Genomic DNA, 20,880 nt, shown 5'->3' with positions numbered 1-20,880 from the left:
GGGGACCGGGCGCTGAGCCCCGCTGGGGTTTCCGATCTGCTCGTCGACGGGCCGTGGTCGCATTCGCTGGTGGCGGCCAACGGGGCGAGGTTCCACGTGGCGGAGTGTGGCGCGGCGGATGATCCGTTGGTGCTCTTCCTGCACGGCTTCCCCGAGTTCTGGTGGGCCTGGCGGCATCAGCTGCCGGTAGTCGCCGCAGCCGGCTATCGGGCCGTAGCGATGGATCTGCGGGGCTATGGGGCCAGCGACAAGACTCCACGCGGCTACGACCCCTTCACCGTCTCGGCGGACGTGTCAGGCGTCATCAGGTCGCTGGGGGCGACCGATGCGGTGGTGGTCGGGCACGGGTGGGGTGGGTTCGTCGCTTGGTCGGCTGCGGTGTTGGCGTCGAAGCAGGTGCGGGCACTTGCCGCAGTGTCGGCTCCACATCCGCTGAAGTTGATGCGGTCGGGGCAGTTGCGGTCGGTGGCTCAGGTGGGCTGGTTCCAGCTGCCGATCCTGCCGGAGCGACGGCTGCTCGCGCACGACGGCATCCACATCGAGCAACTCCTCCGCGCCTGGTCCTCCCCTGGTGGCGCCTTCCCCGACGCCGAGGCGTCCCGCCGCTACCGGGCCGCGCTCCAGGTCTGGCCCGCGCCGCACTGCGCCCTCGAGTACCACCGCTGGTTCGTACGCTCGCGCCTACGCTCAGACGGCCGCCGGTACTCCGCCCAGATGCGCACACCCGTCGCCGTCCCGGTCCTACAAGTCCACGGAGCCCTCGACGGCGCCGTCAACCCAGCCAGCTCCACCACCCCTCCGGAGCTACTTGCTGGGCCCCTGCAATACGAAGTACTAACCACCGCCGGCCACTTCCCGCACGAGGAGACCCCGGACCTCTTCAACGAGCTACTACTGGAGTGGCTGCAGACCCTATGAGACAGCGACGGGCCCGACTGTCCCCGCTACAGACCATCTCTGCTTGCTTGCCTCAGCCCCACTGAACTGGGTCGCGTCGCGCACGAGACGATAGGTCAGCCACTGCGCGTCCATGCAGCCGCGCCAGATACTCATCCCGATGGTCGCGGACGCCCCGCTCTTGGCCATCACGACCGGACCGAGCGTGACGTATGGCGTTCCGTCGGCCTCCTCGCAGACCTTGTCCCCCTTGGGCCGCCTCTGCACCCACTCGATCGGCACACCGACTGCGGACGCGGCGATGAGGGCCTGCGCCTGCTGACTCAGCGGAGTGCCCTTGCCCCCGACCTCGATCGGCGAACTCGCTTGCGAGTAGGTCGCGTCGAGCACCTTGACGACCGGCCATCCCGCGGCCGGCCGCTCCCACTTGGTCAGCTCCGCGATCGCCACGCCCGAGAGATAGGCCAGCGACACCGGAGGACGCGCAGCTGTGATCGCGACTGATGGATTCGGTGGGGTGGGGGTGCCGTTGGTGCTCGATGCCGCTGAGGCGCCGGCCGGCTCCGAGGACGGACCTCGGTTCAGTCCGGCGACCGACACGACGCCGACCAGGACGACGAGGACCGCGGCTGCGGCGAGGAGGACCGGGCCCTTTCGGCGGCGTACCGGCGTACTGGTTGCTTCGGGCAACTGATCGAGCAGACCTTCCTTGTCGGCGAAGGTTTCGCGGAGGAGTTGGCCGACCTCTTCGTCGGTGAGCTTGGACATTTCAGTGGTCCTTGTCGGAGGTCGGGAGGTTGGCGCGCAGGGTGGCCAGGCCGCGGGAGGCGTTGGAGCGGACGGTGACCGGGGTGCAGCCGAGGATGGCGGCGATCTCGTCGTCCGGGAGGTCTTCGTAGAAGCGCAGCACCAGTACTGCGCGTTGCGCGCGCGGCAGGCCCGCGAGGAGTCGCCAGGCGGCGTCGCGCTGGGCGTGCCGGGCGCTGATGTCCTCGGCGGCGGGGGTCTCGGGGATGTCGGCAAGCGGCAGTTCCTGGTTCTTGAGCCGCCGGCGCCAGCTGAGGAACTCGTTGACGACCATCTTGCTCAGGTACGCGTCAGGCTTGTCCAGTACGCCGATCGTGTCCCAGCGGCGATGGGCTCGGGCCAGCACCGTCTGGACGAGGTCCTCGGCGCTGTGCACCCCACCGGACAGCATCAGGGCAAGGCGCAGCAACCGCCGCTCGCTCGACGTCACCAACTCGTCGAACGAGAGCCGCTCGGTGTCCCCGCCCGTAATCGTCACACCCTTCCAACGCCGCGGACCACGCGATCCGTTGCAGCTGGATCAGGTGCAGCTGTGAGTCGAGACTTCCTGGGTTGCCTTGGAACCAGCGGCCGCGTCCTCCGCGACCTGCTCGGCGGTCAGCACGTAGCCGGTGCGGTTGTCCTCCACCGAGGCCGCGAAGACCACGCCGTACACAGTGCCCTTCGAGGAGAGCAGTGGGCCGCCGGAGTTGCCCGGGCGGACCTGGGCCCAGATCGAGAAGGCCTTGCGGGTGACCGTCTTGTCGCCGTAGATGTCCGGCCCGCGCAGCCGCTCCTCGGACCGGATCCTGGCCGGCTCGGAGTCGAACGGCCCGTTCTCCGGGTAGCCGAGCACGACCGCGGTGGCGTCGGCCTTGCCGTCGTTGTCGAAGGCGAGTGGCTTGGCGTTGAGCTCAGGGACGTACAGGACGGCGATGTCCACGCTCGAGTCGAACAGCACCACCTTGGCGTCGTACGAGTGCCCGTTGACCTCGACCTTCGGCGAGCTGACGCCGGCCACCACGTGCGCGTTCGTCATCACCCGTTGCGGCGCGTAGACGAAACCGCTGCCCTCGAGGCCGCGCGAGCAGTTCGCGACGCCGGTCACCTTGGCGATCCGGCTGTACGCCGATCGCACGGTCGGGTTGCGGGCGATCGCGCCGTCCGGCGGCTGCGTCTCGCGGATCCGCTCCGGCACGAACGGGTCGAGGAAGCGCGGGAACAGATCGGTGTTCACCACGTCGTTGAACGCCTGCAGCGCGCGGTCGGCGCCACCCGGCAACGCCTCGTCGACCTTGGCGAGCACCTGTGAGCCACGCACCGCGGACGTCACGCTCGGGATCCGGGCACCGCTCACGGCGACACCGAGCACCCACGAGACGACCAGTACGGACGCCGCGGCCAGTACTGCGCCGCCCAGCGCGTCGACGGCCTTGACCGGTTTCCAGGAGATCTTGTTGCGCAGCCTGGAGCCGAGCAGCGCTCCGACGGTCCGCCCGATCGAGGCCAGCAACACGACCAGTACCAGCGCCGCGAACGACACCTCGACGCTGGGCGAGAAGTTGTCCAGCACCCGCGGTACGCCGTACACGCCGACCGCCGCGCCCGCCAGCAGCCCGAGCGTGGCGCAGGCGCCGAGGACGAAACCCTCGACGTAACCCGAGATCGCCACCAGCACCGTCACCACCAGCAGCGCGATATCGAGACCGCTCACTCCACACCCTCCGGACGCCCCAGGTCGTGCTCGATGGCCGTCAGCCGTCGAACGTCCTCCGGCCGCCGCCCCTCACTCCGCCAGGCCGCCTCGACCAGTCGGTCGGGCAACGGTACGACGTTGCCGGGGTCCCAGTCGCGCGCCCAGCCGCCGAGCTTGAGCAACTTGTCGAGCAGACCGGCGGTGAACCCCCAGATGAAGAGGTCACCCACCGTGAAGGCCGGACCGGTGAAACCGGACGGATGCAGGCAGCTGACCCGGTTGGCGGGGTCGGCCAGCGCCGCGAGCGCCACCCGGTGCACCGAGGCGACCTCGGCCGGATCGACCACCGCCACCGGCGAGGGCTCCCGCCACCAGCCGACCACGGGCGAGACGGCGAAGTTGCTCACCGGCACCCAGAGTGACGGCCAGACGGCGAACACGTCGATCCCGCCCGGCTCGAGCCCGGTCTCCTCCTCGGCCTCGCGCAGCGCGGTACGGACCAGTCCTTCGACACCACTGCCGTCCTCAGGGTCGACGCGCCCACCGGGGAAGGACATCTGGCCGGCGTGACTGCGCAACGTCCAGGCGCGTTCGGTCAGCAACACATCGGGGCCGTCGGCGTCGTTGCCGTCGGCAAGCAGGATCAGTACCGCCGAACCGCGCACGCCCGGGTCGTCCTCGGGCGGCAGGAAGCGCGACAGCTCCTTGGGGTCGACCGCTTTGGATGCCGAGAGCAACGGCTGCAGGAAGTCGGGCAGCTGCACGTCGAACGTCGTACTGGTCCTCACCAGGTCACTCCCAGTTTCTCGCGCACCAGCTGATCCAGCTCCTGCTGCGACGTGAACGGCGCGCGGTGCACGTAGACGACCGCGCCCTTCGCGTCGACGAAGGCGGTCAGCGGCGGCCCGCCGATCTTGAGTCCTTGCTGGACCTGCTTGTCGCGGTCGGCGACATGCGGGTAGTCCCAGTGCTGGTCGACCGCGAACTTCACCGCCAGGTCCGGCCGGGTGTCGATGTAGTCGATGCCGATCAGCTTGACCTTGTCGCCGGCTTTGACGTGCAGCTCGGCCAGGTACGGCGCTTCCTTGCGGCACGGGCCGCACCACTGCGCCCAGACGTTGACCAGCAGCGGGCCGCGCAGATCGGACAGGCGGATGTCGGGGCCGTCGCCGAGGCAGGGCAGGCTGACATCGGGCAGCGCGTTGGCCACCGGGGGTCGCGATTCGACCGTCGGGCAGGGCACCAGTTCGCCGGCTGCTTGCGGTTTGCTGTCAGCCGGTGGGGTCGCCGCCTTTTGGTCGCCGCAGGCAGCCAGCAGCAACCCGCACGCCGCCAGGACGCCGATCAGGGCGGCGTGGCGGAACGTAGTACGGGGGCTGGATGGCTTGCTCACGCTGGGATCTTCACCAGTTTCGCGGCCAGGTCGGGGTCGGTCGGGCCGGTGCCGTAGGAGGGGCACCACTGCGCGATCGGACAGGCGCCGCAGGCCGGCTTCTTGGCGTGGCAGCGGCGGCGGCCGTGGAAGATCAGCCGGTGCGACAGCATCGTCCAGTCCTTCTTCGGGAACAGGTCGCCGATGATGTGCTCGACCTTGACCGGATCCTCCTCGGTGGTCCAGCCGAACCGGCGGACCAGCCGGCCGAAGTGCGTGTCGACGGTGATCCCGGGGATGCCGAAGGCGTTGCCCAGTACGACGTTCGCCGTCTTGCGGCCGGTACCCGGGAGCTTGACCAGCTCTTCCAGCTTGTTCGGCACGACGCCGTCGTAGTCGTCGACCAGGGCCTGGCCGAGCTTGAGCAGGCTGTTCGTCTTGGCCCGGAAGAAGCCGGTCGGCTTGAGGATCGCCTCCATCTCCTCCCGATCGGCCTCGGCGTACGCGACCGCGTCCGGGTACTTCGCGAACAGCGTCGGGGTCACCTTGTTGACGGTGACGTCTGTGGTCTGCGCCGACAGGATGGTGGCGACCAGCAACTCCAGCGGAGTGCTGAAGTCGAGCTCACAGTGCGCATCCGGATAGGTATCGGTCAGCAGCTTGTGCATCTTGCGCGCCCGCCGGACCAGCTGGGTGGAGGTCTCGCCGTCGAAAACGGGCGCCTTCCGGGGCAGCTTGATCGGGGGTTCCACAGAGGCCGGAGCCTCGACACGCTGGATCGGCATGCAGGCCAGCCTACGTCCGCCCACCTACAAGATTCCGAGGGCGGCCCGGTCGGTCAGATCCAGCCGGCGTCGACGGCGATCCGGACCGCGTCCAGCTGGGTCCGGGCATGCAGCTTGGCCACGATCGAGCTGAGATAGTTGCGGACCGTCGCGGTGGAGATGAACAGATCCACCGCGATCTGCCGGGCCGCCGAGCCGCCCGCGGACAACCGCAGTACCTCGACCTCGCGCGGCGTCAACGGATTGGGCGGCAACCGGAGAGCCGCCGCGGCAACCTGCGGATCGACCACCTCGAACCCCGCGGCGACCTTCCTGATCGCTTCGGCCAGCGCGTCGGGCGAGACGTCCTTGCTCATGAACCCGGCGGCCCGTGCGCTCAGCGCCCGGTGCATGTTCGCGGGGCTGGCCGATGCGGTCAGGATCAGGGTCCGGCAGTCGGGGAGCTCGTTGTGCAGTGCGGCGGCGGCCGCCAGGCCGTCCTGACCGGGCATCTCGATGTCGATCACGGCGACGTCGGGGCGCAACTCCAGCGCGGTCGGCACGATCAGGTCACCGCAGTACACCTCGGCGACGACTTCGAAGCCGTGCTGCTCGAGCAGGTTCCGCAGCGCGGCCCGGAACAGCTTCATGTCGTCGGCCAGCAGAACGCGGATCACGCCGCCTCCCCTTCCAAGGGCATGACATCTTCACAGCCAAGAAGGTGATCGCTTCTCTGTGCCCCGGTGCCGTCCGGCCACAGACTCGTCGCATGCGTATCCGCCCGAAACTCCTGACCGCAATCACTCTGCTCGCGACGACCTTCGGCTTCACCGCGGTGCCGGCCTATGCCGACGACGGCGCCTACCTGACCCAGAACCAGTACCTGGCCTACGACGCGCCCGTCGGCTCCCCGCAGTCCTGCATCCAGCGCACGATCTACCTCGCCGACGGCGACTACCTGTGGACCATCTTCGTCGGCCGGCTCGACGAGTGGAAATCCCGCACCATCTACCTGCGGGCCGACACCTACATCTGGACCACCTGCATCCAGGTCGTCGGGAAGGTGAGCCGAGAGGTCGCGAGGTACGAAGAAACCACCTGGGTCAGAGGATCGGCGAAGAACGAGGCCAACGTAACCACCACCAACTATCTGGGCACCACCAAGGCCGCCTCGCACGACTACAACTGGGGATCCAGACTCCTCAAGCTCTGACCGGCGGCGGGCCCTCACGTGTTCCGGACCTGCGTGCGGGCCCACTCAGCCCACTCCTGTTGCATCGCTGCGAAGCGTTGGCCGTATTCGAGGGCTATGCGGCCGTAGACGGACAGGTTGTCGTCGTCCCAATCGATCGCGGCGTCCAGAGCCTTGAGGTTCGCGTGCAGCTCGGCGGCGTGGGCGGCTTGGCCGGCCAGGTAGTCGCGGGCCTGTTGCGGGGTCAGCACGCCGAGGAAGAAGACGCGGAGCAGGACGTCGCTGCGGGTGGTGCGCTGAGGCTCGGTCTGCGTGAGCCAGCGGCGGAGCTCGGCCAGGCCGGTGTCGGTGAGCGTGTACTCCTTGCGGCCGCGCGGGCCCTGCTCCGAGACGACGATCAGCCCGTTGTCGGCGAGCTTGGTGAGCTCGCCGTAGATCTGGCTCTGGGTGGCAGGCCAGACGTTGGCCAGCGAGGTGTCGAAGGCCTTCAGCAGGTCGTAGCCGCTGGCCGGATGGTCGACCAGCAGTCCGAGCAGGGCATGTCGCAGGCTCATACCCACACTCTACCTTCCACTCTTGACATGTCGATAGCTGACCTTCTACTTTTGACATGTCAGATTCGGAAGCTCGTCGATCAGGGAGTACCGCTCATGTCCTACCTCCGGACCTTCGCCCCGTGGATCGTCTACGCGCTCATCCCGTCGGCCCACTGGAACTGGGCGGCATTGATCGCTCTGGTCCTCTCCGTCGGCCTGATCGCCCAGCAGACCCGGGCCGGCCGCACGGCCGACGCCCTGATCATCGAGATCGGCTCGGCGGTCTTCTTCGCCGTCATCACGGTCGTGGCCTTCACCAGCCCGGACAGCGGGCTGCACCCGTACGCGGCGGCGCTGTCGTCCGGCACGCTCGCCCTCATCGCCGGGATCTCATTGGCCATCCGCAAGCCCTTCACATTGGGTGTCGCCAAGCAGACGACGCCCAGGGAGTACTGGGGCCAGCCGCTGTTCGTGCGCGTCAACGTGATCATCACGGCCGTGTGGACCGGGTGCTTCGCCGTGACCGGTTTATGCCTTCTGGCTCTGGCGCATTCCGGGTCGGCGGGGCGGACCGTCGTACAGGTCGCGGGGTTCGTCGTACCGATGGTCTTCACCCTTCGCTACGTCGCCCACATCCAGGCCAAGGCCGCTCAGCTCCGGGCCTCGTGATGACGACCGCGCCCGCACCACACCTGGCCGGCAACTACGCGCCGGTCGAGCAGGAGCTCACGGCGTACGACCTGCCGGTGACCGGTCAGATCCCGCCCGCGCTCACCGGCTGGTACCTCCGCAACGGGCCGAATCCGCACGACGCGGCCTCGGGTCACTGGTTCTTCGGCGACGGCATGATCCACGGCGTACGGCTCGAGGGCGGCCGGGCGGCGTCGTACCGGAACCGCTGGGTCCGTACCTCCACCTTCACCGACGGCGCCTCGGTCAACGACGCCGAAGGGAACCTGGATCTGACGGCGGGGGTCGCCAACACGCACGTCATCCGGCACGCCGGTCGCACGCTGGCGCTGGTCGAGTCCTCCTACCCCTACGAACTCACCTGTGACCTGGACACCGTCGGGCCGTACGACTTCCATGGCAAGTTGCGCACGGCAATGACCGCGCACCCGAAGACCTGCCCGGCCACCGGCGAGCTGCACTTCTTCGGCTACAGCCTGCGGGCGCCGTACCTGACCTATCACCGCGCCGACGCGACCGGCGAGCTGGTGATCAGCCGTCCGATCGACGTTCCGGCCGCGACGATGAACCACGACTTCCACCTGTCCGCCGGCCACGTGATCTTCATGGACCTGCCGGTGGTCTTCGATCTGGAGACCGCGCGGTCGGGCGCCGGGATGCCGTTCCGCTGGAACGAGGGGTACGGCGCTCGGCTCGGCGTACTGCGGCGCGACGACCCGCACGGCGCCGTGCGCTGGTTCTCGATCGATCCCTGTTATGTCTTCCACACGCTCAACGCTCATGACCAGGCCGGACCGGACGGGCATGAGCAGATCGTTCTCCACGTCATGCGTTATCCGGAGCTGTTCGGCGGCCGGAGCCAGGAGGCGACGCTGTGGCGTTGGACCATCGATCTGACGACCGGGGTGATCCGGGAGGAGCAGCTTCACGACCGGGCGGCCGAGTTCCCCCGGATCGACGATCGCCTTGCTGGGCTGGACGCCCGGCACGGGCACGCGACCGTCGCGCATCCCACCGGCTCCAGTGCCTTGCTCCGGTACGACCTGCGCTCAGGTGCTGTCAGCTCACACGAGTTCGGGGCGGGGCGGACTCCTGGGGAGGCGGCCTTCGTACCGGCTGACGACCAGCCCGGGGGCGACGGCTGGCTGATGACATACGTCCACGACGCGGCCACCGACACCAGCGACCTCGTCCTCCTCGACGCCACCGACCTGGCCGCACCACCGGTGGCGACCGTTCACCTACCGGTTCGCGTCCCGTACGGTTTCCACGGCAACTGGCTCGCCGATCAATCCTCGACCAACGGGAGACTTCCCACGCATGTCTGATGATCAAGGCGGCCCCGCGCCGCGCGTGCTCGCGGATGACGCTTTGTCGGCGCTGCTCGGTGAGCAGCAGTTCGGCGTACTGGCGACCAACAAGCGCAGCGGACACCCGCATCTGACGACGATGCTCTACAACTGGGACCCGGCGGCCCGGATCGTGCGGTTCTCCACCACCGCCGATCGGGTCAAGGTGAAGCAGTTGCGGAACGACCCGCGAGCGGCGCTGCACGTCTCGGCGGCGGACCACTGGTCCTTCGCGGTGGCCGAAGGGGTGGCTGAGATCTCAGACGTCACCACGGTGGCGGGAGACGCAACCGGGCGTGAATTGCTGAGCATGCTGCCGACAGAGGTACAGGGAGACCTCGGCCAGGCGTTCTTCGACCAACTGGTGGCTGAACGACGAGTCGTCATCCGACTCAAGGTGAGCCGCCTGTACGGCACCGCTCTGGACGTCGGCTAGTCCAAGGGGAGTAGGACCGTGATGGTGAGGTGGCTGCCGTTCGGGCGGGGGATGTGGCGGACCTTCAAGCGGATGGCCAGCGCCTCGATGAAGTCGATGGTCCGGGTGAGGTTGGGGACCGCAGTGCCTTCCGGTGGTAGCGCCATCTCGGTCTCTTCGGGTGGGTGGTCTCCGAAATAGGAGGCCGTATCCATGTTGACGTGCCAGCAGGCCAGTGAGATGTCTGCCCGATCGGGCGCCACCAGGGCGAGCCGCAGCTCGCCGTACAAGTGGTAGGCGGCATCGGCGACTCTGAGCATCGTCCTGCGCTCCTCGCCCACTGGGCAGGTCGCGAGGAGTTCCTGGATCGCGGCGACAGCCTGGTTGGTCAGTAGCAGTTCGTCAGGGTTGTCGGGGCGGGCGGAGGAAGGCAGGTCGGGGATCCACTGCTCGGCCCATTGGTTGCCGGCGGCACGCCGGTTCTTGGCCAGGGCGATCGCGTTGTCGATCCGCTGCTTCTCGACCAGGAGGCGGATCACCTCGGCCACCTCCTTCTCTTCGGTGATCCAGTGTCGTTTCGTCGGCTGGTCGTCCACGGCACGGGGCACGTCGTCGATCTCCGGGCCGACGGTTGCCAGGTACATCGCCCACCACATCGCGCGAGCGGCTGGGCGATCGGCCGCGAGGGTTTCGAGCTCGTCCAGGCGGCCCAGGCGACCAAGGGTGCCGATCAGTTGGCGTTCGTAGACCGGCTCCCCGGTCGCGGCGCGGGTCCGTAGCTCGTCGAGTTCGGCGGCATCGGCCTCGTCTGCAGCCTGGGCGGTAGCTGCGCGAGCGAGGGCGGCAGCGAGTTCTTCGGCGGAGATGTGGTCGCCGGCGTCGGCGCGGATTCGGAGTTCGTCGAGGCGGCCGTGGGCGACCCGCATCCGGGCGGCGCTGCGCGGGGACTGCCGGAGCTTCGAGGAGTCCAGTACGGCGAGGGCCTCGGTCACCTCGCCTTGGCCGGCCAGCAGCGTGGCGAGCAGTTCCGCGTCGATGCGCTTGTCGCGGAGTACGGCGATCGCTTCGCGGGGCCGGTCCTGTTCGGCGTACAGGCAAGCCAGCTCGTACCAGCGGTCGGTGGTGGTGGGCGTCGCGTTCGGCCGCTCGCGCAACTCGTTGGCAGCCTCGTCGACCAGACCCCGCCTGAGCAGCTGGTCGATCAGCTCACCATCGGCATCCCGATCGTCGAAGCTCCGGAGATCGTCGAACCGGCCAAGGTGACCGAGCAACGGCAACAGCAGCTTCTTGGCGCGCTGATCACCGGCGATCACGAAAGCCCGCAACTCGTCCACCCGCCGCAGCTTGGCCAGCAGGTGAAGCAACAGCTCGGTGGCGTGCGGGTCACCGCCGGCGAACATCCGGAGACCCTCGACGTCCTCGGCCTTGGCGAACGCCCTGAGCAGCAGCGTCCGGGCCTCACAGTCCCCGGTCTCGGCCGCCAGGCGTAGCTCGTCCAACCGATTTTCGTCCCGGAGCTTCTCGAGGTGCTCGGACCAGTTCTCGAGTTCCTCGAGCTCCTCGGTCCGGCCGAGGTCGCGGAGGATGAGCTTCAGCCGGTACCGGTCGGCGGGGAGGCTGCTTGCTCTGAGGATGTCGAGCGCCGGTTCGATCTCGCCGGCGTGGAGGAGGTGGTCCACGTCGGCAGTCACCTCGGGACGGCGCATGTCGCGGGTTTCGCGCAGTGAGTCGCTGGCGAGCTGCCGGCCCAGCCGCTGCATGGGCGAGTCCACCCTGCGCCTCATCGCCGGGTCGGCGCCTGTGCGTTGAGCGAGCTCTCTCGTCTCCGCCGCCAGGGCGTCTTTGCGGGCGCGGGCGCGACGGTTCCGGAGCCAGGCGAGCATTCCTCATCTTCTCGGCTCAGGGGTCCGCCGGAGGGTGTTCCGGCGAGTCCCGGCGGGCCTACGTGGCGGTGGGTGGACAGGAGGAGCTACGGTTTTGGGGCGACCGGGTGCGATCCGCCTGGCGCCGAGCGGGCTCAAGGCCTGCTCGTAAGTCGCAGTTCAGGTCCGAGGAGGCCCATTCGTGGACGCCGCAGTGCTCCGACAGGCACCGCTGTTCAGCCAGCTGGACGACGAGGCAGCCGACGCGCTCACCGCGTCGATGACCGAGAGCCGGCTGCGCCGTGGCCAGGTGCTGTTCCACGAAGGCGACTCCGGCGACCGGCTGTTCGTCGTCGTCGAGGGCAAGGTCAAGCTCGGCCGGACCTCGGCCGACGGCCGGGAGAACCTGCTGGCCGTGCTCGGCCCGGGTCAGATGTTCGGCGAGCTGTCCCTGTTCGACCCCGGACCGCGCCAGTCGACCGTCACCGCGGTCACCGACGCGTCGCTGATGGCCCTGACCCACGACGAGCTGCTCCGCTGGCTGGCCGGCCGTCCCGAGGTCGCCCGCGGCCTGCTGCTCCAGCTGGCCTCCCGCCTGCGCAAGGTTTCCGACGTCGTGGCAGACCTGGTGTTCTCCGACGTCCCCGGCCGCGTGGCCAAGGCCCTGCTCGACCTGGCCAGCCGCTTCGGCCGTACGGCGGACGACGGCGTCCACGTCCACCACGACCTCACCCAGGAGGAGCTGGCCCAGCTGGTCGGCGCCTCCCGCGAAACCGTCAACAAGGCCCTGGCCGACTTCGCCTCCCGCGGCTGGGTCCGCCTCGAGCCCCGCTCAGTAGTCCTCCTCGACATCGAACGCCTCCAACGCCGCGCCCGCTGACCCCCGCCGCCGCGCCCGCTGCCCCCTCACCCGCTGACCCCGCTGACCCCGCTCACCCGCTGCCATCTGAGGGGTTAACCCCTCAGATGGTGGGTTGCACCACCGGAATCTCGGGGGGCAACCCACCAACTCGGGGGTCAACCCCTCAGGCGGCGCGGCGGGCGAAGCCGCGTCGGACGCGCGTGGCGACGTCGGCCGGCCACTTGAGGTCTGCCCAGACAATCCGAACCACCTCGAGACCGAGCGCTCGCAGACGATCCTCGCGAAGCTTCTCGCGGATCAGCGTCTCCCGATCACCCGCCGCGTACTTCACCAAGCCGTCGAACTCGACGACAGTGCCCTGCTCCGGGAAGTAGAAGTCGACCCGGCCGATGAAGCCGTCGGCGTCACCGAATTCCACCTGAAGTAGCGGCTCCGGGAGACCCTGCTGGTGAAAGAGAACCCGCAACCTCGACTCCCCGACCGACTCCGAGCGCTTGTCGGCGAACGCAAGTGCCGCCTTCGCGGTAGCGCTTCCCGGCCAGAATTCGATCCTGGCAAGCATGGCCGCCGGCTCGATCGGATGATCCCGGAGGACGGCATCCGCGCTCACCACCCCGGCCTCGAAGGACGTCGTACAGGCCGTCTCGGCGAGCGCCCGCGAGACGGTTGCCATGGTCAGCCCGTCGACCTGGATCAGCTCGGTAGGCGCAAACCCGCCCCGGTGATGACGTACTCCCGCGACCGGCCCGCCACGACGCCCATCCAGTCGACTGACCTGTACTTCGGTCAGGTCGACTCCCCACAGCGGTACTTGATGGAAGACCAGAGCCGTCTGGTGGCTGAGGGCAATGGTTCCTGAAGCGATCGAGTTCGCGACCGCGAAGGCCAGCCGGCGATGCAGCCAGATTTCCCGATCCCACGAGGTCAGACTCAGCTCCACCCTCTCGGCGTACTGCCCGTAGCGGACCTTCTCCCAGCGACCGTCAGCCAACCGCTCCCGCAACTGCTCATGGGTATAGCCGCAACTGAGTGCCTGAGAACGGCTGAAAACGCCACCGTGCTCGACAGCGATCAGCTTCAGCAGTGGATTCATCACCCCAGCATCCCCACTCCCACCCCGTCCCCGCAGCACCTCCACCGCCCCCTGTGGACAACCCATTTCGGGGGTTAACCCGCCAACTGGTGGGTTGCCCCCTGAGATTCCGGCTGGGCAACCCACCATCTGAGGGGTTAACCCCTCAGATGGTGGGTTTGGGGAGGGGTGGGCGGTTATGGGTTGAGGTAGGTCAGTTGGGCTTGGACTGAGCGTTCGGCGGCGGGCCAGAGGGTTGGGTCGACGTCGGCGTAGACGTGCTGGACGATCGCCTCGGCGGTCGTGTAGCCGTCGGCGACTGCCGTGCGGACCTGGTTGAGGCGGTCCTGGCGGTGGTTGAGGTAGTGGGTCAGTACTGCGCCTGGGTCGGTGATTACCGGGCCGTGGCCGGGTAGGAGGCGCTCGACGCCGGCTGGGGAGTTGGCGAAGGCTCGGAGGCTTTCGAGGGAGTCCAGGTAGGGACCTAGGGCTCCGTCGGGGTGGGCGACGACTGAGGTGCCGCGGCCGAGCACTGTGTCGCCGGTCAGCAGTGAGCCGTCCTGCGGGAGCCAGAAGCAGACTGAGTCCATCGTGTGGCCTGGTGTCGGCAGTACTTCGATCCGCAGGTCGCCTGAGGTGATCACATCGCCCTCACCGAGCCCGTGCGCGTGGTCGGTCGGGATCCGGAAGGCAGGGTCGACCGAACGTACCGGGGCGTTGGCCTGCGAGGCGAACCACGCAGCACCCTCCGAGTGGTCGAAGTGCCCATGCGTGAGCAGGACTGTGGAGACAGTGCACTCGTACTCCGCGACTGCGTCGAGCACTGCGCGCAGGTGCTCCTCCAGCATCGGTCCCGGGTCGACTACGACGGCAGTGTCGGCGTCTGGGGCCCGGAGGATCCAGGTGTTGGTGCCCTCCAGGGTCATCGGACCCGGGTTCGCCGCTAGTACTCGGGATGCGTAGGCGGTGACCTGTTCGGCTGTCATGTCGTCTCCAGGTAGGCCTGGTCGTTCTCCACCCGTACCGTCGGCAGGATCGGGCGGATCTCTCGGGCGGTCGCGGCTGTGAGGATGTCGGGCACAGCGGCGTACGGGATCAGGTCACGGCAGCAGAGGTAGGTGGGCGGGAGCATGAGCATCTCCCCGGCCTCCACTGCGCGTACTGCGTCGGCAGGGGGCATCCAGGCGACCTGGTCGGACTCGCTGGTCACGTCGCGGGTCACCTGGCCGGCCGGGAGCGCGGCGACGAAGAAGCGGGTGTCATAGCGCCGTGGCTCGAACTCCGGGGTGATCCAGTGCGCCCAGACGCCGAGCAGGTCGGCGCGGAGTACCAGTCCTCGGCGGTGCAGAAAGTTGGCGAACCCGAGCTCCCGTGACTCGAGTGCGACCCGGTCGGCCTCCCAGTCGTCGCCGCTGGTGTCGCTGACCACGGAGCCGGCATCTGGCCCGGCCAGTAGTACGCCGGACTCCTCGAAGGTCTCCCGCACAGCAGCCGCCACGTAAGCCGCGGCATCCTCCGCCGAGCACCCCATCCGCTCCCCGAACCACTCCGGGGACGGCCCGGACCACGAGTCCGCGATGGAAGAGTCGGTCGCGTCCACCCGGCCCCCGGGAAACACAGTCATTCCCGCCGCAAACGCCATGCTCTGCTGCCGCCGGAGCAGATACACCTCGGGACCGGCCGGAGTGTCCCGCGTGAGGATGACGGTGGAGGCAGGCCGAGGCTCGACCGCTGTCCGCCCATCACGGATGAACGAGAGCGCCTCAGCCGCCATCCGTCCGGACATCAGGTGAGACTTCAAGTCCCGAACCATTCGTACCTCCGGTCAATGCGTCGGCGCTGCGCCGGGAACCCGTTGGAGAGCACCGCAAATGCTGTGCCGGTGGAGCACCCGAGCGGTCTGCGTTGTGCTGAGCCCGGCACGGCTGACAGCGGGCCGCCCCCTGCGACAGCCGGTTCCGGCGCCCTGGGCCCGGGTAGACCCGGGGTGCTGCCTGGCAGGCACCGGCTTGCCGGGCTCGGCGGCTGCGTGGGGCAGCCGCCGGGCTCGGTGGGTCAGTTGACCTCGACGATCAGTTCGACCTCTACCGGGGCGTCCAGGGGGAGGACGGGGACGCCGACGGCGGAGCGGGCGTGCTGGCCGGCTTCGCCGAAGACCTGCCCGAAGAGTTCGGAGGCTCCGTTGGCGACCTGGGGCTGGCCGGTGAAGTCGGGGGTGGAGGCGATGAAGGCGACCGCCTTGACGATCCGCTTGATGCCGGCGAGGTCGCCGATCTCCGCCTTGACCGCGGCCAGCGCGTTCAGCGCGCACTGCTGGGCGCACTCGGCGGCGACCTCGGCCGTGACCTCGGCGCCGACCTTGCCGGTGGCGATCAGGGTGCCTTCGCGCAGCGGCAGCTGACCGGACGTGTAGACGAGATTGCCGGTCCGCACGGCGGGTACGTACGCGGCGACCGGCTTGGCGACCTCGGGCAGCTTCAGGCCGAGCTCGGCCAGCTTCTCCTCGGGGTGGCTCATGACTGGGGGATCTCCCGCTTCAGGTAGGCGACCAGGTTCTCCGGGTTGAGGCCCGGGACGACCTGGACCAGCTCCCAGCCGTCCTGACCCCAGCTGTCGAGGATCTCCTTGGTCGCGTGGACCAGGAGGGGCACTGTGGAGTACTCGAACTTCTTCATGAGAGGGACTCTAACGGGCGTCAACGAGAGTGTGCTGTGGCCCACGACCTAGTCTGGGGATCATGGCGAGGCTGCATGTGGTCACGGGCAAAGGCGGGACCGGCAAGACGACGGTCGCCGCCGCCATGGCGCTGGCGCTCGCCGACCAGGGCAAGCGGGTCCTGCTGGTCGAGGTGGAGGGCCGCCAGGGGCTGGCCCAGCTCTTCGACGTACCGCCGCTCCCGTACGTCGAGCGCCGGATAGCCGTCGGCCCGGCCGGGGGCGAGGTCTACGCGCTCGCAGTGGACGCCGAGGCGGCCCTGCTGGAGTACCTGGACATGTACTACCACCTCGGCCGCGCCGGGAAGGCACTCGACAAGGTGGGGGCCGTCGACTTCGTCACCACGATCGCGCCGGGCCTCCGCGACGTACTGCTCACCGGCAAGGTCTACGAGGCGACCCGGCGGAAGGCGCACGGGCGACTCGCGTACGACGCCGTAGTACTGGACGCACCCCCGACCGGCCGGGTCGGACGGTTCCTCAACGTGAACCATGAGGTCGCCGGGCTGGCCAAGGTCGGCCCGATCCGCAACCAGGCGGACGCCATCATGGGCATGCTCCGCTCGGACGTCACCCGGATCCACCTGGTCACGCTGCTCGAGGAGATGCCCGTCCAGGAAACCCTCGACGCGGTCGAGCAGCTCGAGTCGCTGGACCTCAAGGTCGGCTCGATCGTGGTCAACATGGTCCGGCGCAGCCCGCTCGACGACGACGCGCTCGCCCTTGCGGTGAAGGAGAAACTGCCCGCCGCCGAGCTCACCCGCGGACTCAAGGCGGCCGGCATCACCCCCACCAAGGAGCTCACGGCAGCGCTCGCGCAGGAGGCCCACGACCACGCCGTCCGGGTCGGGCTGGAGCGCGAGAACCGCGACCGGATAGATGCCCTGGGCAAGAAAGTGACGGAGCTCGCGCTGCTGCCGGACGGCATCGACCACGGCGCTCTGTTCGACCTGGCCGAGGAGTTGCGTTCGTGACTGTGCTTTCGGCCTCGCCTCCGGCTCGGCGGGTCATGGGGTTGAACTCCCGTTCTTCCCTCGTCGCTTCGCTCCTCAGTCCAGAACTGGAGGCCCCATGACCGCCTTGGATCTGGATGCGTTGATTGATGATCCCGGCACGCGCATCATCGTGACTTGCGGCTCGGGCGGTGTCGGCAAGACGACGACTGCTGCCGCTTTGGGGCTGCGGGCGGCCGAGCGCGGGCGGAAGGTCGTCGTGCTGACGATCGATCCGGCACGCAGGCTAGCGCAGGCGCTGGGGCTGACGGAGCTGGACAACAAACCCCGGGCGGTGGCCGACGTCGACGCCACGAACGGTGGCCGGCTCGACGCGATGATGCTCGACATGAAGCGCACGTTCGACGAGGTGGTGCTCTCGCACGCGACGCCTGAGAAGGCCGACCAGATCCTCGCGAACCCCTTCTACGTGGCGCTTTCGAGCTCCTTCGCGGGCACGCAGGAGTACATGGCGATGGAGAAGCTCGGGCAGTTGTACAAGCAGTCCGAGAAGACCGGCGACTGGGACCTGATCGTCGTCGACACACCACCGTCGCGGTCGGCACTCGACTTCCTGGACGCGCCCGAGCGGCTGGCGTCGCTGCTGGAGGGACGGTTCCTCCGGCTGCTGCTGGCGCCCGCGCGCGGCCCGTTCCGGCTGATGTCGGCCGGGGTGAACCTGGCGATGTCGGTCATGAACAAGGTGCTGGGCGCGCAGGTGCTCACCGACGTACAGACCTTCGCTGCGGCCTTCGACACCCTCTTCGGCGGGTTCCGGGAGCGTGCTGCGAAGACGGTCGCCCTGCTGCGCGAGCCGCACACGGCGTTCCTGGTGGTGGCCGCTCCGCAGAACGATGCGCTGCGGGAGGCGTCATACTTCACCGAGCGGCTCCGCGAGGAGAACATGCCGCTCGCCGGGGTCGTCCTCAACCGGGTGACGACTACCCACGTACCGGGCGTCTCCGCCGAGCAGGCGCTGGCCGCTGCCGAGCGGCTGGAGGCGGAGGACAAGTCGGCGCTCACGGCGGCCGTACTGCGCTTGCACGCCGACCGCATGCAGCAGGTGGTCAGCGACCGCAAGCGCGCCGAGCGGTTCCGGCGCGGCCACCGGTCGATCGCGACCGTCGACGTACCGGCGCTGCCCGACGACGTGCACGATCTGTCCGGCCTGCGCGCGATCGGTGACCTGCTGACCGCCTGAAGTCACCTTTTTCACCCTCAGCGAACGCCCGGAAGCCCCGGGAATGACCTGGTGGGGGCGTTGGTTGAGCCTGTCAGACTCAATCTTCAACAGAGGGTGTGACAGCGTGACTGAGACGTTGAATCTTCCTGTACTGCCGCTCGACGACGTCGTGGTCCTGCCGGGAATGGTCGTGCCGGTCCGGTTGGCCGACACGGAGGCACGCGCCGCCATCGATGCCGCACAGGCTTCCGGCACGGACCAGGTGCTCCTGGTGCCGCGACTGGACGGAAAATATGCCAAGGCCGGAACGCTCGGCGAGATCGAGCAGATCGGCAGGCTGCCGGGCGGAGCCCAGGCAGCCGTCATCCGGGGTGTCTCCCGGGTCCTGATCGGCGCGGGGACCACTGGTCCTGGTGCGGCCCTGTGGGTCGGCGCGACGGTCCTGGACGAGATCACTGACGCAAAGTCGGGCGAGCTTGCCCGCGACTACAAGGCCCTGGTGACGACCGTGCTGGAGCGCCGCGAGGCGTGGCAGGTCATCAACTCGGTCAAGCAGGTGACCAGCCCGGCGGAGCTGTCCGACCTGGCCGGCTATGCCTCGTACCTGACCAACGAGCAGAAGAGCTGGCTGCTGGAGACGGCTGACGTTTCCGAGCGGCTGACCAAGCTGATCGGCTGGGTCAAGGACCACCTGGCCGAGCTCGAGGTCTCCGAGACGATCCAGAAGGACGTCCAGGAGGGCATGGAGAAGCAGCAGCGGGAGTTCCTGCTGCGCCAGCAGCTGGCCGCGGTCCGCAAGGAGCTGGCCGAGCTGGACGGCAAGGCCGAGTCCGAGGAAGAGGACTACCGCGCCCGCGTCGAGGCTGCCGACCTGCCGGAGCACGTCCGCAAGGCCGCGCTCGCCGAGGTCGACAAGCTGGAGCGCACCGCCGAGCAGTCCCCCGAGGTCGGCTGGATCCGCACCTGGCTGGACACCGTGCTCGAGCTGCCGTGGAACGAGCGGACCGAGGACGGCTACGACATCCGTGAGGCCAGGGCGATCCTGGACGCGGACCACGCGGGCCTGGACGACGTCAAGGAGCGCATCACCGAGTACCTGGCCGTACGCCGCCGCAGGGCGGACCGCGGACTGGGAGTGGTCGGTGGACGCCGCAGTGGCGCAGTACTGGCTCTAGTGGGTCCTCCCGGTGTGGGTAAGACCTCGCTGGGCGAGTCCGTGGCGCGTGCGATGGGCCGTAAGTTCGTCCGGGTCGCACTGGGCGGCGTACGGGACGAGGCCGAGATCCGCGGTCACCGCCGGACGTACGTCGGGGCACTGCCCGGGCGGATCGTCAGGGCGATCACCGAGGCGGGTTCGATGAACCCCGTCGTACTGCTGGACGAGATCGACAAGGTGGGCGCGGACTACCGGGGTGACCCGACCGCTGCTCTGCTGGAGGTCCTGGACCCCGCACAGAACCACACCTTCCGGGACCACTACCTGGAGGTCGAGCTGGACCTGTCCGACGTGGTCTTCCTGGCCACGGCGAACGTGCTCGACTCGATCCCGGCACCGCTGCTCGACCGGATGGAGCTCGTCCAGCTGGACGGCTACACCGAGGACGAGAAGGTCACCATCGCCCGCGACCACCTGCTCCCGCGTCAGCTGGACCGGGCCGGTCTGTCGGTCGAAGAGGTAGCCATCGACGACTCGGCGCTGCGGTTGCTGGCGGGCGAGTACACCCGCGAGGCCGGCGTACGGCAGCTCGAGCGAGCCATCGCCCGGGTACTGCGGAAGGTGACGGCCAAGCTCGCCCTGGGCGAGGACTTGGGGTCGCTGACCATCAGTGCCGCCGACTTGAAGGGCTACCTGGGTTCGCCCAAGTTCACGCCGGACTCGGCGGAGCGGACAGCTCTACCGGGTGTCGCCACTGGACTGGCGGTCACGGGTGCCGGTGGTGACGTGCTCTTCATCGAGGCGTCACTGGCGGACAAGGAGACCGGCCCGACCGGAGTCACGTTGACGGGGCAGCTCGGTGACGTGATGAAGGAGTCGGCGCAGATCGCGCTGTCCTACCTGCGGTCGCACGGTGCGGAGCTGGGACTGCCGGTCGGCGATCTGGCCGAGCGGAACACCCACATCCACGTGCCTGCCGGTGCGGTACCGAAGGACGGCCCGTCGGCCGGTGTCACGATGACGACGGCGCTCGCGTCGCTGCTGTCGGGACGGCCGGTACGGTCCGAGGTGGCGATGACCGGTGAGGTGTCGCTGACCGGCCGGGTGCTGCCGATCGGTGGCGTGAAGCAGAAGCTGCTCGCCGCCCACCGGGCCGGACTGACCACGATCCTGATCCCGAAGCGGAACGAGCCGGATCTGGAGGACGTGCCGGAGTCGGTGCTCAAGGAGCTGACGGTTCACCCCGTGAGCGATGTCCGCGAGGTACTGGAACTGGCGCTGGAGCCGGCCCAGGTGGACGCGCGGCAGTTCGCCGCCTGACATAGGTAATGACCAGCCGGCG

General features: G+C 68.7%; 23 protein-coding genes. 9 read left to right on the top strand and 14 right to left on the bottom strand.

Features of this window, described 5'->3' with window-relative positions; translation table 11 throughout:
- Positions 1–69: 69 nt before the first annotated feature.
- Positions 70–918 (top strand): alpha/beta fold hydrolase, encoded by an 849-nt coding sequence (locus tag ABD116_RS10480; protein ID WP_343967463.1) that lies wholly within the window; start codon positions 70–72, stop codon positions 916–918.
- Here the strand turns inward: ABD116_RS10480 and ABD116_RS10475 are convergent.
- Genes ABD116_RS10475 through ABD116_RS10445 form a run of 7 tightly spaced genes read right to left on the bottom strand, consistent with a single transcriptional unit; the run spans position 913 to position 6,192 of the window.
- On the bottom strand, positions 913–1,665 hold the full coding sequence (locus ABD116_RS10475) for a hypothetical protein (protein ID WP_343967461.1): 753 nt from the start codon (positions 1,663–1,665) through the stop codon (positions 913–915). The two genes, ABD116_RS10480 and ABD116_RS10475, sit on opposite strands and share 6 nt — an antisense overlap.
- Position 1,666: 1 nt before the next feature.
- Complete coding sequence (locus tag ABD116_RS10470; RefSeq protein ID WP_343967459.1) at positions 1,667–2,182, bottom strand: SigE family RNA polymerase sigma factor; 516 nt, start codon at positions 2,180–2,182, stop codon at positions 1,667–1,669.
- Between the two features lie 42 nt (positions 2,183–2,224).
- On the bottom strand, positions 2,225–3,397 hold the full coding sequence (locus tag ABD116_RS10465; protein ID WP_343967457.1) for a MarP family serine protease: 1,173 nt from the start codon (positions 3,395–3,397) through the stop codon (positions 2,225–2,227).
- Positions 3,394–4,167 (bottom strand): NUDIX hydrolase, encoded by a 774-nt coding sequence (locus ABD116_RS10460; protein WP_343967455.1) that lies wholly within the window; start codon positions 4,165–4,167, stop codon positions 3,394–3,396. The genes ABD116_RS10465 and ABD116_RS10460 overlap by 4 nt, the downstream gene beginning before the upstream one ends.
- Positions 4,164–4,772: a TlpA family protein disulfide reductase gene (locus tag ABD116_RS10455; RefSeq protein WP_343967453.1), complete on the bottom strand. Its 609-nt coding sequence runs from the start codon at positions 4,770–4,772 to the stop codon at positions 4,164–4,166. The genes ABD116_RS10460 and ABD116_RS10455 overlap by 4 nt, the downstream gene beginning before the upstream one ends.
- A complete protein-coding gene (gene nth / locus ABD116_RS10450) occupies positions 4,769–5,536 on the bottom strand; it encodes an endonuclease III (protein ID WP_343967451.1) in 768 nt (255 codons plus the stop codon). The genes ABD116_RS10455 and nth overlap by 4 nt, the downstream gene beginning before the upstream one ends.
- A 53-nt stretch (positions 5,537–5,589) precedes the next feature.
- Positions 5,590–6,192 (bottom strand): response regulator transcription factor, encoded by a 603-nt coding sequence (locus ABD116_RS10445; protein WP_343967450.1) that lies wholly within the window; start codon positions 6,190–6,192, stop codon positions 5,590–5,592.
- A gap of 92 nt (positions 6,193–6,284) precedes the next feature.
- On the opposite strand from ABD116_RS10445, the gene ABD116_RS10440 reads away from it, so the two are divergent.
- Positions 6,285–6,728 carry a hypothetical protein gene (locus tag ABD116_RS10440; protein ID WP_343967449.1) on the top strand — a complete coding sequence of 148 codons (444 nt, stop codon included), beginning with the start codon at positions 6,285–6,287 and terminating at the stop codon, positions 6,726–6,728.
- A 14-nt stretch (positions 6,729–6,742) separates the two neighbouring features.
- On the opposite strand, the gene ABD116_RS10435 is transcribed toward ABD116_RS10440, so the two are convergent.
- Positions 6,743–7,261, bottom strand: a complete 519-nt coding sequence (locus ABD116_RS10435; protein WP_343967448.1) for a PadR family transcriptional regulator — start codon at positions 7,259–7,261, stop codon at positions 6,743–6,745.
- Positions 7,262–7,357: 96 nt separating this feature from the next.
- On the opposite strand from ABD116_RS10435, the gene ABD116_RS10430 reads away from it, so the two are divergent.
- Genes ABD116_RS10430 through ABD116_RS10420 form a run of 3 tightly spaced genes read left to right on the top strand, consistent with a single transcriptional unit; the run spans position 7,358 to position 9,718 of the window.
- Positions 7,358–7,912: a hypothetical protein gene (locus ABD116_RS10430; RefSeq protein WP_343967446.1), complete on the top strand. Its 555-nt coding sequence runs from the start codon at positions 7,358–7,360 to the stop codon at positions 7,910–7,912.
- Positions 7,912–9,261 (top strand): carotenoid oxygenase family protein, encoded by a 1,350-nt coding sequence (locus ABD116_RS10425; RefSeq protein ID WP_343967444.1) that lies wholly within the window; start codon positions 7,912–7,914, stop codon positions 9,259–9,261. Before ABD116_RS10430 ends, ABD116_RS10425 begins: the two co-directional genes overlap by 1 nt.
- Entirely contained in the window at positions 9,254–9,718 is a 465-nt protein-coding gene (locus tag ABD116_RS10420; protein WP_343967443.1) for a pyridoxamine 5'-phosphate oxidase family protein, read from the top strand. The genes ABD116_RS10425 and ABD116_RS10420 overlap by 8 nt, the downstream gene beginning before the upstream one ends.
- Here the strand turns inward: ABD116_RS10420 and ABD116_RS10415 are convergent.
- Positions 9,715–11,457 carry a hypothetical protein gene (locus ABD116_RS10415; RefSeq protein WP_343967442.1) on the bottom strand — a complete coding sequence of 581 codons (1,743 nt, stop codon included), beginning with the start codon at positions 11,455–11,457 and terminating at the stop codon, positions 9,715–9,717. The genes ABD116_RS10420 and ABD116_RS10415 overlap by 4 nt on opposite strands.
- Positions 11,458–11,761: 304 nt before the next feature.
- Between ABD116_RS10415 and ABD116_RS10410 the strand changes: the two genes are divergently transcribed.
- The gene (locus ABD116_RS10410) at positions 11,762–12,439 is read left to right on the top strand and encodes a Crp/Fnr family transcriptional regulator (RefSeq protein ID WP_328332586.1); all 678 of its coding nucleotides are present in this window, start codon (positions 11,762–11,764) and stop codon (positions 12,437–12,439) included.
- Between the two features lie 145 nt (positions 12,440–12,584).
- On the opposite strand, the gene ABD116_RS10405 is transcribed toward ABD116_RS10410, so the two are convergent.
- The 5 genes from ABD116_RS10405 to sp36 all read right to left on the bottom strand — a co-directional run bounded on the left by ABD116_RS10405 (position 12,585) and on the right by sp36 (position 16,168).
- Positions 12,585–13,514, bottom strand: a complete 930-nt coding sequence (locus tag ABD116_RS10405) for a type IV toxin-antitoxin system AbiEi family antitoxin domain-containing protein (protein WP_343967441.1) — start codon at positions 13,512–13,514, stop codon at positions 12,585–12,587.
- 176 nt (positions 13,515–13,690) lie between these two features.
- Positions 13,691–14,479 carry an MBL fold metallo-hydrolase gene (locus tag ABD116_RS10400; RefSeq protein WP_343967440.1) on the bottom strand — a complete coding sequence of 263 codons (789 nt, stop codon included), beginning with the start codon at positions 14,477–14,479 and terminating at the stop codon, positions 13,691–13,693.
- Positions 14,476–15,279 carry an NUDIX hydrolase gene (locus ABD116_RS10395; protein WP_343967439.1) on the bottom strand — a complete coding sequence of 268 codons (804 nt, stop codon included), beginning with the start codon at positions 15,277–15,279 and terminating at the stop codon, positions 14,476–14,478. Before ABD116_RS10395 ends, ABD116_RS10400 begins: the two co-directional genes overlap by 4 nt.
- 269 nt (positions 15,280–15,548) lie before the next feature.
- Positions 15,549–16,010, bottom strand: coding sequence for a RidA family protein (locus ABD116_RS10390; RefSeq protein ID WP_343967438.1), 462 nt, complete (start codon positions 16,008–16,010; stop codon positions 15,549–15,551).
- Positions 16,007–16,168 (bottom strand): Sp36 family protein, encoded by a 162-nt coding sequence (gene sp36 / locus ABD116_RS10385; RefSeq protein ID WP_343967437.1) that lies wholly within the window; start codon positions 16,166–16,168, stop codon positions 16,007–16,009. Before sp36 ends, ABD116_RS10390 begins: the two co-directional genes overlap by 4 nt.
- A 62-nt stretch (positions 16,169–16,230) precedes the next feature.
- On the opposite strand from sp36, the gene bagA reads away from it, so the two are divergent.
- The 3 genes from bagA to lon all read left to right on the top strand — a co-directional run bounded on the left by bagA (position 16,231) and on the right by lon (position 20,858).
- Positions 16,231–17,181: an ATPase BagA gene (gene bagA / locus ABD116_RS10380; RefSeq protein WP_343967436.1), complete on the top strand. Its 951-nt coding sequence runs from the start codon at positions 16,231–16,233 to the stop codon at positions 17,179–17,181.
- Between the two features lie 97 nt (positions 17,182–17,278).
- On the top strand, positions 17,279–18,400 hold the full coding sequence (bagB, locus tag ABD116_RS10375) for an ArsA family ATPase (RefSeq protein WP_343967434.1): 1,122 nt from the start codon (positions 17,279–17,281) through the stop codon (positions 18,398–18,400).
- 106 nt (positions 18,401–18,506) lie between these two features.
- Positions 18,507–20,858 (top strand): endopeptidase La, encoded by a 2,352-nt coding sequence (lon, locus tag ABD116_RS10370; RefSeq protein ID WP_343967432.1) that lies wholly within the window; start codon positions 18,507–18,509, stop codon positions 20,856–20,858.
- The last annotated feature ends 22 nt before the right edge of the window (positions 20,859–20,880 follow it).

The sequence above is a fragment of the Kribbella koreensis genome, from assembly GCF_039525325.1.
Classification (GTDB): Bacteria; Actinomycetota; Actinomycetes; order Propionibacteriales; family Kribbellaceae; genus Kribbella; species Kribbella koreensis.
The sequence above is the reverse complement of the archived record's forward strand: the minus strand, read 5'-3'. Positions and strand labels throughout refer to the sequence as shown.

What these genes read in the sequence shown, in the direction of transcription:
- ABD116_RS10475 (WP_343967461.1), bottom strand. Translation starts at nt 1,665, where the DNA reads ATGTCCAAGCTCACCGACGAAGAGGTCGGCCAACTCCTCCGCGAAACC.
- nth (WP_343967451.1), bottom strand. Translation starts at nt 5,536, where the DNA reads ATGCCGATCCAGCGTGTCGAGGCTCCGGCCTCTGTGGAACCCCCGATC.
- ABD116_RS10440 (WP_343967449.1), top strand. Translation starts at nt 6,285, where the DNA reads ATGCGTATCCGCCCGAAACTCCTGACCGCAATCACTCTGCTCGCGACG.
- ABD116_RS10435 (WP_343967448.1), bottom strand. Translation starts at nt 7,261, where the DNA reads ATGAGCCTGCGACATGCCCTGCTCGGACTGCTGGTCGACCATCCGGCC.
- ABD116_RS10430 (WP_343967446.1), top strand. Translation starts at nt 7,358, where the DNA reads ATGTCCTACCTCCGGACCTTCGCCCCGTGGATCGTCTACGCGCTCATC.
- ABD116_RS10425 (WP_343967444.1), top strand. Translation starts at nt 7,912, where the DNA reads ATGACGACCGCGCCCGCACCACACCTGGCCGGCAACTACGCGCCGGTC.
- ABD116_RS10420 (WP_343967443.1), top strand. Translation starts at nt 9,254, where the DNA reads ATGTCTGATGATCAAGGCGGCCCCGCGCCGCGCGTGCTCGCGGATGAC.
- ABD116_RS10415 (WP_343967442.1), bottom strand. Translation starts at nt 11,457, where the DNA reads ATGCAGCGGCTGGGCCGGCAGCTCGCCAGCGACTCACTGCGCGAAACC.
- ABD116_RS10405 (WP_343967441.1), bottom strand. Translation starts at nt 13,514, where the DNA reads ATGAATCCACTGCTGAAGCTGATCGCTGTCGAGCACGGTGGCGTTTTC.
- ABD116_RS10400 (WP_343967440.1), bottom strand. Translation starts at nt 14,479, where the DNA reads ATGACAGCCGAACAGGTCACCGCCTACGCATCCCGAGTACTAGCGGCG.
- ABD116_RS10395 (WP_343967439.1), bottom strand. Translation starts at nt 15,279, where the DNA reads ATGTCCGGACGGATGGCGGCTGAGGCGCTCTCGTTCATCCGTGATGGG.
- ABD116_RS10390 (WP_343967438.1), bottom strand. Translation starts at nt 16,010, where the DNA reads ATGAGCCACCCCGAGGAGAAGCTGGCCGAGCTCGGCCTGAAGCTGCCC.
- sp36 (WP_343967437.1), bottom strand. Translation starts at nt 16,168, where the DNA reads ATGAAGAAGTTCGAGTACTCCACAGTGCCCCTCCTGGTCCACGCGACC.
- bagA (WP_343967436.1), top strand. Translation starts at nt 16,231, where the DNA reads ATGGCGAGGCTGCATGTGGTCACGGGCAAAGGCGGGACCGGCAAGACG.
- bagB (WP_343967434.1), top strand. Translation starts at nt 17,279, where the DNA reads ATGACCGCCTTGGATCTGGATGCGTTGATTGATGATCCCGGCACGCGC.